Origin of the sequence: Actinocatenispora comari, assembly GCF_017312725.1 — a bacterium.
GTDB lineage: Bacteria > Actinomycetota > Actinomycetes > Mycobacteriales > Micromonosporaceae > Actinocatenispora > Actinocatenispora comari.
Genome location: NZ_BOPO01000101.1, coordinates 105,048 through 117,322 on the forward strand (window position 1 = coordinate 105,048; position 12,275 = coordinate 117,322).

Below are 12,275 nucleotides of genomic sequence, written 5' to 3' on the forward strand. Positions count from 1 at the left end.
GGTAATCGGGTGCCCGGCTCGTCGGCCGGCGAGTCAGGCATCCGTCCGGCGTCGGAGGTGTTGACGTGCGTGTGTACTGCGGCCTGGCATCGGCTGGGGATCGACTCACCGCCGCGGTGGTCGACGACGGTGGCCGGGTGGCCGCCCTGCAGCAGGTCCCGGACACCGCGGCGGGCTACGCGGAGGCGCTGACGCTGCTCGCCGAGCGGGCCGACACCGCCGACCCGCGTTGCGTCCCGATCGCCTGCGACGCCCCCGATCGGGTCGTACCGCGACTCATGGTGGCCGCCGGTCGCACCGCCTGTTACGTCGATTCGTCCACTGTGGAGAGTCTGGCCGCGGCCGAGCCGCCGGACGCCGCCGACGACGCGCGCCGCGCCGTCGCCATGGCCCGCGGGCTGTACGCGGGCGCCCTGCACGCCGCCAGCCAGTCACCCGCGCCGGAGTTCGCCCCGCTGCGGCCGGCGCTGTCCGCGCACGGCGCGCTGACGGCGGCCCGCAGTTCGGCCGTCGCGGCGCTGCGCCAGGTGCTGCGCGAGCTGTACCCGGCCGCACTGCGCGCGTTCCCCGACCCCGGTTCGGACACCCCGCTGGCGCTGCTGGACGCGCTCCCCGACCCGGCCCAGGTGGGCCGGGACCGGGACGAGAGCGTCGTCGCCCGGCTCGCCACCGCCGGCTACGCGGACGCCGCCGAGGCGCTCGACGCGCTGCGGCAGGCGGTGACCGACACCCCGGTACCGCAGCCGCCGGTCGCGGCCGTCGGCGCCACCGTGCGCCAGGCCGTCGCCGCCGTGCTGGCCTGCGACACCGCGGCCGGCGCGCTGATCCGGGAGGTGGCCGAGCGGCTGCCCGCCGAGGGCGCCGAGCCGGACGCCGCCACCCCGCCGGCGCGCCCGCAACCGGACACCGAGCTCACCGCGGAGTGGGCCACCGCGACGACCATGCCGATCGACCCGTTCCGGCCCGGTGTGCCGGAGCCGTCCTGGACGCCGCCGCCGGCCCGTCCGGTCAGCGCCGCACCGCTGACGTCCCGCGGCCGCGGGCCGAAGCTTCCGTCCCGGCCGATCCGGCCGGTGATGGCGCCGGCCGGCGAGGACACCACCCTGCAACTGCGCGGCAAGCGGCGCGCCGCCGAGCGGGAGGAGCTGGTGCCGGCCGAGCCGGTGGCCGAGCCGACCCCGGCCGCGACGGCGAACGAGCAGACCGCCGAGCGGCCCACGCTGCCCGGCGAGCCCGAGCCGCCGCGGCTCGACTTCTCCACCGACTTCCAGCCGACGGTGCTGCTCGACGAGGGCGAACCGACCCCGCCGACGCTGCACCCGGTGCAGCAGAGCGGTCCCGCGGCCGACCCGCTCGCGCCGACCGACGACCCGCTGACTGCGGACGATCCGTTGGCGCCGGCCGGTGGCGCGTCGGTGACCGCCCTGTCGGACCGCAGCCACGGTCGCTCCCGGCGCACCGAGACCGCCTCGCGCAGCCGGCGCCGGTCCCGCGGTGCCGAACCGAGCACCCGGAACGCGTCCGCCGGGCCGCCGCCGGTCGAGGAGAGCGACGGTGACTCCGAGCTGCTGATCTTCGCGGCCGCCCGGTCGGCCTGGTTCGCCGGCGAGCAGGCCGAGATGACCTGGGAGAACCTGTCCGACGAGGGTTGGCGGGCCGCGGAGGCGGCGAGCCGTCCGGCGGTCGGCCAGAACACCGAGAGTGGCCTGCCGCGCCGGGTCCCGCAGGCGAACCTGGTGCCCGGGTCGCCGCTGGACGAGGCGACACCGGCACCGATCGCCCGGGACGCCTCGCAGCTCGCGGCGCAGACCGCCGGGTACTTCCGTGGCTGGCAGCGGGGTCGGCGCAGCGCCGGCCACGAGCAGCCGGAGCAGGCCGTGTCGTCCGGGTCGTTCTCCTCGGCGCGCTCGTGACGGAGCTGGATCTGTCCGCCAGCGCCCTGGGTCCCGTGCTCGTCGACCTGGTCGGCCGGGTCGCGGGTGCGAGCCATGCGGTCCTGGCGTCCGTCGAGGGGGTACCGATCGCCGTCTCGAACGGCCTGCCCAAGCAGCGCGCCGAGCAGCTGGCGAGCGTCGGCGCCGGCCTGCTGTCCATCGCCGACGGCGCGGGCCGGTGCATGGACGCCGGCGCGCCGCGGCAGGCGGTCGTGGAGATGGCGGCCGGCGTGCTGATGGCGACGCCGGTCAGCGCCGAGCTGAGCCTGACCGTGCTCGCCGTGTCCGACTGCGACCGGGAGCAGCTCGGCTTCGAGGTGGCCGAGTTCATCGACCACGTCGCCCCGTTGCTGACCTGACGGCCGTACCGGGAGGCCGGCGCTGGCCTCCCGGTACGAACCGGGTCAGGTGGTCAGGTAGACGTTGTAGAAGATCGGCGTGCCGAGCGTCTGGCTGAGCACCACGTTCTTGCACTTGGTGCCGGACAGCGTCACGTTCGACGTGTTGATGATCGGTACCACCGGTGCGTACTTCGTCATGATCATCTTGTCCAGCTTGGCCCAGCCCGGCGCCGCCTGCTCGGCGTGCTCGGCGGAGAGCTTCTCGATCTGCGCGTTGACGTCCGGCGCGTTCAGGTACGAGTAGTCCTTGTTGCCCTTGGCGCGGATCGTGTTGCCGTTGAACAGCGGGGCGACGATCGACGAGCCGCTCGGCCAGTCCGCCGCCCAGGTGTTGATGTACAGGTCGTACGGGTTGGTCTTGGTGCCGATGTTGTCGTAGTAGTTCGAGCTGTCGACCGGCTTCAGCACGATCTGGAAACCGGCCTTCTCCAGCGAGTTCTTGATGACCACGGCGGTCGCCTGGTTGGCCGACACGTTGGAGTAGGCGTACACCAGCTTCGGGTGCTTGCCGCCGAGCAACTGCTTCGCCTTCGCCGGGTCACCGTGCGTCCCGGCCGGGTAGGCGTCGTACTTCTGGTAGCCGATGGTCAGCGGCGACTCGATCGCGGTGGCCGGCTGGCCGGTCAGGTTGCCGCCGCGGGCCTGCAGGTACGCGCCGCGGTCCAGGGCGTAGTTGAGTGCCTTGCGCACGTTGAGGTCGGTGACCCGCTGGGTGTTGATGGCGAGGTAGCTGACGAACGGGGACAGCCCCTGCACCATCCGCTTCTTCACCGCCGGATCGCCGGTCACCTTCGGCAGCAGCGACGCCGGCACGTTCTCGTACTGGGTCGCGTAGGCGTCGTCGCCGTTGCTCGCCAGTACCCGGTTGGTCTGCTGCACGTTGCTCGGCCCGAACTCGGCGACCAGCTTGTCGAAGTAGTCGTGCCGGACCGCGTCGGTCTTCGGATCCCAGTACTTGTTGCGCACCAGCGTCAGCGAGGTGCCGCGGATGTACTTGTCGATCTTGTACGGGCCGGACGCGAACGGCCGCCGGTCGTACTTGGTGCCGGTGTCCTTGCTCGGCGGCACCGGCGCGGTGGTACCCAGCGAGGCGGCGAACGGCAGGTCGCACTGCGGCTTGGGGAAGGTGAACGTGATGGTCTTGGCGCCGTCGACCGTCACGCCGGGCGGCATCTTCGCGCCCCCGTCGTACGGGCCCTTGTACTTGGCGTTGTACTCGTCGCTGTCGGCCAGCCAACGCTGGATGTAGGTGGGGCCCTCGCCGAGCGTCGGGGAGAACGAGCGGGCCACTCCGTACGCCACGTCGGCGGCGGTGATGGGGCTGCCGTCCTCGTACTTGAGGCCGTCCTTGAGGGTGAAGCGCCACTGCGTGCAGTCGCCCTTGACGTCCTTGCCCGGGGTGGTGGCGAGGTCGCCGACCAGGGTCAGCGTGCCGTCCCCGGTCTCCTTGAACATCGTCAGCGTCCGGATGTACAGCTGGTCCATCGACATCGCGTCGACCACGTAGTTGCGCTGCGGGTCGAGGTGCTCGAAGTCGGACTCCTCCAGGTAGTGGAAGGTGCCGCCACGCACCGCACCGGGCACCGCCTTCGCCGGGCCCAGCGAGTCCTTCGGGTCCATCGCGATGGTGCTGCTCTGCTGCTTGTGCTTGGTCTGGGTCGAGGTGTCCGTGCCGGTGTTCTTGCTGCACGCCGCGAGGCTCGCCGTCAGCGCGACCGCGCCGAGCACGGCCACCGCCATCCGTTGTCGCATTCGTTCCTCCCGCTCGCCGAGCATTCGTACGAGCCGGTGCGGGCAGGAGCGCCACGCCCCGGGATCCGGGACCGGTACGGGGGTGTACCGGTCCTTATGGCGCAGGCCACACTGCCCGCCATGACCAGAGAAATTAGCGGCGAATCCGGCGGCGGACGTCACGGCCGAACAACGACCGCATCTCAACTTGATAGAAGGAATTCTTCATCATCTTAAGGAAGCCCGAAAAACACCGGCAGAACCCGGTACCGGCCGGAAACCCGCCGGTGGGTACGAAAACAGCGGCGGCCGGTGTCCGCGAGGGACACCGGCCGCCGCCGGGAGACGGGTACGGCTACTTGAGGTAGACGCTCGTGTAGACGTTGGTACCCAGGTCGGTCGACAGCTCGACACCGCCGACCTTCGAGCCGGTCAGCGACAGGCTCTTGTTGAAGTACACCGGGACGGTCGCGGCGAACTTGGACCACTCCTGGTCCAGCTTCGCCCAGTCGTCCGCGGACTGGTCGGACGGCAGCTTGCTCGCCGCGTCCAGCTTCTTGTTGTAGGCGTCGTCGTTGTAGTACGACACGTCGTTGTTGCCGTTCGGCTGGATGCTCCGGCCGTCGGTCAGCACCGGCAGCACCGCCGCACCGGTCGGCCAGTCGGCCGCCCAGTCGGTGATGTAGAAGTCGAACGGGTTGTCCTTGCGGCCCAGCTCGGTGAAGTAGTTCTCCGGGTCGACCGGCTTCAGCACGATCTGGAAGCCCGCCTTCTCCATCGCCTGCTGCACCGCCGGCGCGAGACGCTGGCCCCACGGGTTGTTGCGGTAGCCGAAGATCAGCTTCGGCTTCTTGCCCGCGAGCAGCTCCTTGGCCTTCGCCGCGTTGCCGCTGGCACCACCGTCGAACGTGTTGTAGTTCTTCCAGCCGATCACCGTCGGCGACAGCAACGTGGTCGCCGGCGTGGCCAGCGCGTCACCACCGACCGTCTGGATGATCGCCTTGCGGTCCAACGCGTACGCCATCGCCTCGCGGACCTTCTGGTCCTTGACGGTCTGCGTGTTGATCGCCATGTAGTAGACGAACGGGCCCTGGCCACTGATCGTCCGGTTCTTCAGGCTCGCGTTCCCGGTCACCTTGGGCACCAGCGCCTGCGGCACGTTCTCCTGCGCCACCGCGTACTGGTCCGGGCCCGCGTCCGCGATCATCCGGTTGGTCTCGGTGGTGTCCGTCGGACCGAACGTGTAGGTGATCGTGTTCGGGTACGCGTGCCGGATCGGGTCGGTCTTCGCGTCCCAGTACTTGTTGCGCTCCAGGACCAGCTTGCTGCCCCGGTTGTACGTCTTGATCTTGTACGGGCCGGACGAGAACGGGTGCAGGTCGTACTTCGCGCCCTTGTCCTGCGCCTTCGGCACCGGGGTCGAGGTCGGCAGCTGCAGCGCGAACGGCAGGTCGCAGTGCGGTGCCTTGAAGTGGAAGATCAGCGTCTTGTCGCCCTTGACCTCCAGGCCCGGGGCGATGTCGGCACCGCCGTTGTAGGGGCCCTTGTAGGTCTTGTTGTAGTCGACGCTGTTCGACAGCCACTGCGCCAGGTAGTGCGGGCCCTCGGCGATCTGCGACGAGAAGGACCGCGAGATCCCGTACGCCACGTCCTTGGCGGTGATCGCGGAGCCGTCCTCGTACTTGAGGCCGTCCTTGAGGGTGTACTCCCAGTTCATGCACTTGCTGCCGTCGAGGTCCTTGCCCGGCCCGGTGGCCAGGTCGCCGACCAGCGTCAGCTTGCCGTTCTTGCCCTGCTTGAACATCGTCAGGGTGCGCGAGAACAGCTGCTCCGCGGACATCGCCTGCACCACGTAGGTGCGCTGGCCGTCCAGGTGCTCGAAGTCGCTGGTCTGCAGGATCTGCAGGTCGCCGCCCTGCTTCGCGCCGGCGACCGCCGGCGCGGGGCCCTGCGAGTCCTTCGGGTTGTTCGAAATACCGCCGGTGTTCTTCGTGACGTCGTTCTCGTTGCCGCCGTTGCCGCCACCGCCCGTGTTCTTCGAGCAGGCGCCAAGAGCAGCGACCACGACCATGGCGCCAACGGCGGCCACAGCCATCCTTGGTCGCATCACATAACCTCCGCAACCTCGTCGGCCGCTCGGCTGAAGCACGCTCGCGCCGGCGGCGCTGTGCCTCCCCGGCGCACTCCCGATGGCACGGGAGCAGAACCGCCGACAAGGCTGTTTCACAGGGAACTTAGTCACATTGCCAGGCCGGCCGGTCACGAGCACGCAACGACACGGTCTCAGCGCGGCCTAGTGCCTGCCCGGAACGGGATCAAGGGGTCCACACCCTCGCCCACACCGGGCAGCCACGTCAGCTCAACCGCACACGCGGATCGATCACCGAATACAGCATGTCGACCACGATGTTGAGCAGGATGATGAAGAACGCCGCCAACAGCACCGTCGCCATCACCACCGGGAGGTTCAGGTCGTTCACCGCCTGCACCGCGGTGCGGCCCAGGCCGTTGACACCGAACACCGTCTCGGTGATCACCGCGCCGCCCAACGACGCGCCGAAGTAGAGCCCGGCGGTGGTGACGATCGGCGTGATCGCCGCCCGCAACGCGTGCCGGCCGTACACCTTCCACTTGGTCAGGCCCTTGGCCCGGGCGGTCCGGACGAAGTCCTCCGACAGCGTCTCCAGCATCTGCGCCCGGGACAACCGGGCGAAGATCGCCGAGTTCAGGAAGCCCAGCGTCACCCACGGCAGCAGCATCTGCACGAACCACTGGCCGGGATCGTCGAACGGCGACGTGTACCCCGGGTTGGGCAACAGGTGCATCGTGTAGACGAACAGCAGCAGCAGGATCGGGCCGAAGAAGTAGATCTGCATCGACGCACCGACCAGGCTGACGCCCACCGCCGCCTTGTCGAACGCGGTGCCCCGGCGCAGCGCCGAGATCATCCCCAGCCCCACCCCGAGCACCAGTTGCAGCACCGTCGCGCCGACCACGATCGACACCGTCACCGGCAGGGTGCGGCCGATGATGTCGGTGACCGGCTCGTTGGTGCGGAACGAGAAGCCCAGGCACGGCGCCGGGCACTTCACCGCGAGCTCACCGGTGCCGTACGACCGGCCGGCGACGAGGCCCTTCATGAACTCGCCGTACTGCACGTACGTGGGCTTGTCGAGGCCGAGCCGCTGCTCGGTCTGCGCGATCGCGTGCGCGTCGCACTGCTTGCCGCACATCACGTACGCCGGCGACGTGGGCACGGCGAAGAACAGGATGAACGTGATGATACTGACCGCGACCAGCGACAGTATCGCCAACAGAACACGTTTGACCAGGTACCGAATCATTGCCGACACCCCGTATGGCACGTTGCCAGGACGCACCAAGGCTAGACATAACCCGGAAGACATGGGTCACGGCAAAGACACGAAGGCATACCACATGCGACGGCGCCCGTACCTGTGGGGTACGGGCGCCGTCGTCGGGTGCGGTGGGTCAGGCGATCGGGCCGGTCTCCGGGAAGTGGCAGGCCACCTGCTGACCGGTACCGATCTGCAGCAGCGGCGGCTCCACCTCGGCGCACTTGGGCTGCGCCTTCCAGCAGCGGGTGCGGAACCGGCAGCCGGACGGCGGGTTCAGCGGCGTGGGCACGTCGCCCTCCAGCCGGATGCGCTCCCGGCCCTTCTCGCCGATCTTCGTCACGTCCGGCACCGCGGACAGCAGCGCCCGGGTGTACGGGTGGGCGGGCTCCTCGTAGATCTGGTGCCGGTCGCCGATCTCGACCATCTTGCCCAGGTACATCACGCCGATGCGCTGGCAGAAGTGCCGGACCACGGCCAGGTCGTGCGCGATGAACACGAACGCCAGGTCGAACTCGCGCTGCAGGTCCCGCAGCAGGTTGATCACCTGCGCCTGGATCGACACGTCCAGCGCGGACACCGGCTCGTCGGCCACGATCAGCTTCGGCCGCAACGCCAGCGCCCGGGCGATGCCGATGCGCTGCCGCTGACCGCCGGAGAACTCGTGCGGGTAGCGGTTGTAGTGCTCCGGGTTCAGGCCGACCGTCTCCAGCAGCTCCTGCACCCGCTTCTTCACCCCGCCGGGCGGGTTGATCCCGTTGACCTGCAACGGCATCGCCACGATCTTGCCGACCGTGTGCCGCGGGTTCAGCGACGAGTACGGGTCCTGGAAGATGATCTGCAGGTCGTGCCGCAGCGCCCGCATCTGGGACCGGTTGAACCGGGTGATGTCACGGCCCTCGAACACGATCTTGCCGGCGGTCGCCTCCAGCAGCTTGACCACCATCCGGCCGGTGGTCGTCTTGCCGCAGCCGGACTCGCCGACCAGACCGAGCGTCTCGCCGCGGTCGACGCTGAAGTCGACCCCGTCGACGGCGCGCACCAGCGCCTTGGTGCCGAAGGCGCCCTGCTTGACCGGGAAGTGCTTGGCCAGCCCCTCCACCGTGAGCAGGGGGGACGAGCTACGCGGCGCCACCGCCGTCGGCGCGGCCTGGCTGCCAGGCTCGAAGGTCTGCTCGCTCACTACTCGGCTCCCAGCTTGATCTCTTCGGCAAAGATGCGCCGGCGCTCGTTCTCCGGCAGGTGGCAGGCCACCACGTGGCCCTCCTGCGCGGTCGGGAGCAGCTCCGGCACCTCGAGGTCGCACGGGCCGCCGCCGATCATCCGGTACGCACAGCGCGGGTGGAACGCGCAGCCGGACGGCAGGTTGATCAGGCTCGGCGGGCTGCCCGGGATCGGGTCCAGGTCGTCCTCGGCGTTGCCGCGCAGCGACGGCACCGACTGCAGCAGACCCCAGGTGTACGGGTGCTGCGGCTCGGTGAGCACCTGGTCGACCGAGCCGAACTCGATCGCGTGCCCGCCGTACATCACCATGACGTCGTTCGCGACCCGGCTCACCACGCCCAGGTCGTGGGTGATCATGATGATCGCCGAGTTGAACTCGCGCTGCAGGTCGTCCAGCAGGTCCAGGATCTGCGCCTGCACGGTCACGTCCAGCGCGGTGGTCGGCTCGTCGGCGATCAGCAGCGACGGGTCGTTCACCAGCGCCATCGCGATCATGGCGCGCTGCCGCATGCCGCCGGAGAACTCGTGCGGGTACGAGTCGTACCGCCGCTGCGGCTGCGGGATCCCGACCCGGTCGAGCATCTCGATCGCCCGCCGCTTCGCCTTCGCCTTCTGGCCGGGGTGGTGCACCAGGTAGGCCTCGGCGATCTGCCGGCCGATCGTGTAGTACGGGTGCAGGGCAGACAGCGGGTCCTGGAAGATCATGGCCATGTCGCGGCCGCGCATCCGGCGGACCTTCTCCTCGTCCAGGCCGACGATCTCCCGCCCGTTGACCCGGACCGAGCCGGTGACCCGGGTGCGGGCCATGTTGTGCAGGCCCAGGACCGTCAGGCTGGTCACGCTCTTGCCCGAGCCGGACTCGCCCACGATGCCGAGGGTGCGCCCGCGCTCCAGCTTGAAGGAGATCCCGTCGACCGCACGAACGATGCCGTCCTCGGTCTTGAACTGCACCCGCAGGTCGTCGACCTCCAGGTACGGCCGGTCGTCCTGAACCTCAGACGTCGCGGCCGACGATGCTGTGGCTGTCACTCTTCCTACTCTCTCTCCGGCGACCGATGCGGTACCAGTCGTGCCCGCCGGGGTGCCGGCGGGCACGGACCGGTCAGCCCAGCCGCACCCGCGGGTCGATCACGGAGTACAGCACGTCGACGATGATGTTCATGACGATGATGAAGAACGCCGCGAGCAGCACGGTGCCCATCACGACCGGGAGGTTCAGGTCGTTCACCGCCTGCACCGCGGTACGGCCCAGGCCGTTGACGCCGAACACCGTCTCGGTGATCACCGCGCCGCCGAGCGCGCCGCCCAGGTCGAGGCCGGCGATGGTGACGATCGGGGTGATCGCCGCCCGCAGCGCGTGCCGGGCGTAGACCTTCCGTTTCGGCAGGCCCTTGGCCCGGGCGGTCCGGACGAAGTCCTCCGACAGCGTCTCCAGCATCTGCGCGCGGGACAACCGGGCGTAGATCGCCGAGTTCAGGAAGCCCAGGGTGGCCCAGGGCAGCAGCAGCTGCGTGAACCATTGCCCGGGATTGTCGAACGGTGACGTGTAGCCCGGGTTGGGTAAGACGTGCAGCGAATAGACGAAGATCAACAAGAGGATCGGGCCGAAGAAGTAGATCTGCATCGACGCACCGACGAGGCTGACGCCCACCGCCGTCTTGTCGAAGACACTCCCTCTCTTCAGAGCCGATATCATGCCCAGCCCGACGCCCAGCACCGTCTGGATGACCAGGGCACCGACCACGATCGACACCGTCACCGGGACGGTGCGCTTGATGATGTCGGTGACCGGCTCGTTGGTCCGGAACGAGAAGCCCAGGCACGGCGCCGGGCACTTCACCGCGAGGTCGCCCGTGCCGTACGTCCGGCCGGCGACCATGCCCTTCATGAACTGGCCGTACTGCACGTAGGTCGGCTCGTCGAGGCCCAGCCGGTGCTCGGTCTGCGCGATCGCGTGCGCGTCGCACTGCTTGCCGCACATCACGTACGCGGGGGACGTCGGCACCGCGAAGAACAGCAGGAACGTCACGATGCTGACGGCGAACATCGTCAGCACGGCGAGCAGGATCCGCCTGATCAAATACCGAGCCATCACACACCTTGCCGATCAGGGTTGTTCTTCGCGCCGTACGGCGCCGGGGCGTTCGTGCTGCCCGCCGCGGCGGCGAGCAGGTTTCCCGGCGCTCTCATCGGGACGACTTCGGGTCGAGGGCGTCTCGCACGGAGTCGCCGAACAGGTTGAAGGCCAGCACCAGGATCAGGATCGTGGCACCGGACACCATCGTGTAGAAGGGGTCGGTCTGCAGGAACGTCGTCCCGTTGTTGATCATTCGGCCGAGGTCCGGTGTTGGTTCGACCACGCCGATGTTCAGGAACGACAGCGCCGCCTCACCGGTGATGAACTGCGGCACGTTGAGCGAGAAGACCACCAGGATCGGCGCCCAGATGTTCGGCAGCAGCTGGCGGAACAGGATGTGCCCCATGCCGGCGCCGGCCGCCCGGGCCGCCTCGACGAACTCGCGCTCGCGCAGCGACAGCACCTGGCCACGCACCAGCCGGGCCGGGTAGGTCCAGCTGAAGCAGGCGAACACGCCGATGATCAGCCCGACTCGGAACAGCGCCGAGACGTCACCGCGCTCGCCGTACACCTTGTTCGTGATGACCGGGATCGCCGCCAGGCAGAAGATGAAGAACGGGAAGGCGAGCACCAGGTCGATGAACCAGTTGATGATCGAGTCGACGATGCCGCCGGCGTAGCCGGCCACGATGCCGATGACGATGCCGATCGAGATCGTGATGATCGCGGCCAGGAAGGCGATCACCAGCGAGGTGCGCATCCCGTAGATCAGCTGCATCAGCACGTCCCGGCCGAGCTGCGGCTCCAGGCCGAGCCAGTGCGAGCCGCTGATGCCGCCCAGGTAGCCGAGCGGGTAGCCCGAGGTGTCCAGCAGGTCGGAATGCTGGTCGGTGGCGTTCGCCCCGTAGAGCTTGGAAATCAGTGGCGCGGCGATGGCCAGCACGAACATGATGACCAGCACGATGCCACTGACGAGTGCCACCCGGTCACGCTTCAACCGGATCCAGGCGAGTTGCCCCGGAGACCGGCCGACGATGGCGGCACCCGACGTACCCGCGGTGGTGTCGCCGCCCTCGGCGACGGGCACCTCACCGACCGCGATGCCGCCGCCTGGCGGCTCCGCCTGGTCGTGAGGACCCAACGGGGTCTGCGTCATCGAATCTGCTCCCTCCGGGCTGGACCGGATCCAGACTCGCCGAACCGCCTTCCTTCCGGCGGCTGGGGATCCCGTCCGAGCATGCTGCTGCGCCCCGACTTCGACGCGAAACTATCTATGGTTGGCGCCCGTTTTGAATTCCCGGCGGCATCAGGTTGGTAACAAGTGACCGGAACGCGTAACCGCGGGGCGCCGTGACGCAGGACAGACGCGAAGTTTCGCCCGTTCCACCCGGCCGGGACCGGCCGTCGGTGCGACGCCGGGTTCGGCTGTCCAGCCGATTCCCAGACTCTGATATCGGCGATCCGCTTGCCTCCGACCGCCGTGAGTCGCACCGTTGCGCACATGGGGACCCTACTATCCGCTCAGCAGGTCGCCGACGGGCTCCGGGCCCTA

The 12,275-nt window shown here is 69.1% G+C and carries 9 protein-coding genes; 2 read left to right on the top strand and 7 right to left on the bottom strand.

The annotated features are described in order from the left end of the window. Nucleotides 1-65 precede the first annotated feature (65 nt). Complete coding sequence (locus tag NUM_RS24900) at nucleotides 66-1,913, top strand: hypothetical protein (RefSeq protein WP_207127349.1); 1,848 nt, start codon at nucleotides 66-68, stop codon at nucleotides 1,911-1,913. Next, on the top strand, nucleotides 1,910-2,293 hold the full coding sequence (locus tag NUM_RS24905; RefSeq protein WP_225918833.1) for a roadblock/LC7 domain-containing protein: 384 nt from the start codon (nucleotides 1,910-1,912) through the stop codon (nucleotides 2,291-2,293). Before NUM_RS24900 ends, NUM_RS24905 begins: the two co-directional genes overlap by 4 nt. Before the next feature lie 45 nt (nucleotides 2,294-2,338). Here the strand turns inward: NUM_RS24905 and NUM_RS24910 are convergent, their stop codons facing one another. The 7 genes from NUM_RS24910 to NUM_RS24940 all read right to left on the bottom strand — a co-directional run bounded on the left by NUM_RS24910 (nucleotide 2,339) and on the right by NUM_RS24940 (nucleotide 11,879). Next, entirely contained in the window at nucleotides 2,339-4,087 is a 1,749-nt protein-coding gene (locus NUM_RS24910) for an ABC transporter substrate-binding protein (protein WP_207127350.1), read from the bottom strand. Nucleotides 4,088-4,421: 334 nt separating this feature from the next. Continuing rightward, nucleotides 4,422-6,155, bottom strand: a complete 1,734-nt coding sequence (locus NUM_RS24915) for an ABC transporter substrate-binding protein (RefSeq protein ID WP_207127351.1) — start codon at nucleotides 6,153-6,155, stop codon at nucleotides 4,422-4,424. Between the two features lie 265 nt (nucleotides 6,156-6,420). Continuing rightward, nucleotides 6,421-7,410 carry an ABC transporter permease gene (locus tag NUM_RS24920; protein WP_207127352.1) on the bottom strand — a complete coding sequence of 330 codons (990 nt, stop codon included), beginning with the start codon at nucleotides 7,408-7,410 and terminating at the stop codon, nucleotides 6,421-6,423. A gap of 148 nt (nucleotides 7,411-7,558) precedes the next feature. Further along, nucleotides 7,559-8,557 (bottom strand): ABC transporter ATP-binding protein, encoded by a 999-nt coding sequence (locus tag NUM_RS24925; protein WP_207127364.1) that lies wholly within the window; start codon nucleotides 8,555-8,557, stop codon nucleotides 7,559-7,561. Between the two features lie 47 nt (nucleotides 8,558-8,604). Beyond that, a complete protein-coding gene (locus NUM_RS24930) occupies nucleotides 8,605-9,675 on the bottom strand; it encodes an ABC transporter ATP-binding protein (protein WP_207127353.1) in 1,071 nt (356 codons plus the stop codon). Nucleotides 9,676-9,748: 73 nt separating this feature from the next. Then, complete coding sequence (locus tag NUM_RS24935; RefSeq protein WP_207127354.1) at nucleotides 9,749-10,738, bottom strand: ABC transporter permease; 990 nt, start codon at nucleotides 10,736-10,738, stop codon at nucleotides 9,749-9,751. A 94-nt stretch (nucleotides 10,739-10,832) separates the two neighbouring features. After that, nucleotides 10,833-11,879 (bottom strand): ABC transporter permease, encoded by a 1,047-nt coding sequence (locus tag NUM_RS24940; RefSeq protein WP_207127355.1) that lies wholly within the window; start codon nucleotides 11,877-11,879, stop codon nucleotides 10,833-10,835. Nucleotides 11,880-12,275: the final 396 nt, after the last annotated feature.